The sequence below is a fragment of the Mesorhizobium sp. M7D.F.Ca.US.004.03.1.1 genome (assembly GCF_003998635.1).
GTDB classification, from domain to species: Bacteria; Pseudomonadota; Alphaproteobacteria; order Rhizobiales; family Rhizobiaceae; genus Mesorhizobium; species Mesorhizobium loti.
The window spans coordinates 1-730 of sequence record NZ_RZQG01001574.1 but is presented as its reverse complement, the minus strand read 5'-3'; the positions used below and the strand labels follow the sequence as shown (position 1 = coordinate 730).

The 730-nt window shown below is 65.8% G+C and carries 1 protein-coding gene; it reads left to right on the top strand.

Annotated elements, in window-relative coordinates:
• Window positions 1-730: ATP-grasp domain-containing protein (locus tag EN935_RS38795; protein ID WP_127374393.1), on the top strand; the 730-nt coding region annotated here is incomplete at both ends.

Genomic DNA, 730 nt, shown 5'->3' with positions numbered 1-730 from the left:
CCCGCCCCGGCTACCGCACTGGGGTGCGGGAGCCGCAAGCGGACTGCCCCGCCGCGCAGGTCGCCAACCGGCAGATAACAGCCGCCTATGACGATCCGGCCGCTCTTGCCGAACTGGCAGCGTCGAGTTCCGTCGTCACCTACGAGTTCGAAAACGTGCCGGTCGCGGCGGCCAGCGCGTTGGCCGCCAAGGTTCCGGTCTATCCGCCGGCGCGCGCGCTGGAAGTGGCGCAAGACCGGGTGGGCGAAAAAGCATTTCTCAATGGCATCGGCATTGCCACCGCGGATTTCCACGCCGTCGACAATGATGATGAGTTGACGGCGGCGCTGAAGGCGTTCGACGGCAGCGGCATCCTGAAGACGCGCAGCATGGGCTATGACGGCAAAGGCCAGCGCGTCTTCCGCAACATGGAAACCGGCGGCTTTGCCGGCACCTGCGAGGCGATGGGCAATGTGCCGCTGATCCTGGAGTCCTTCGTGCCGTTCGAGCGCGAGATATCGGTGATCGCGGCGCGTGGGCTGGACGGCGCGGTCGTCGCCTACGATCCGGCCGAGAATGTCCACCGCAACGGCATTCTCCACACATCGACCTTACCGGCCGCCATTATGCCCGAGACGGCGGAAGCAGCGCGAACGGCCGCATCGAAGATCCTGTCGGCGCTGAACTATGTCGGTGTCATCGGCGTCGAGTTCTTCGTGCTGGCCGACGGCTCGCTGCTGGCCAACGAGAT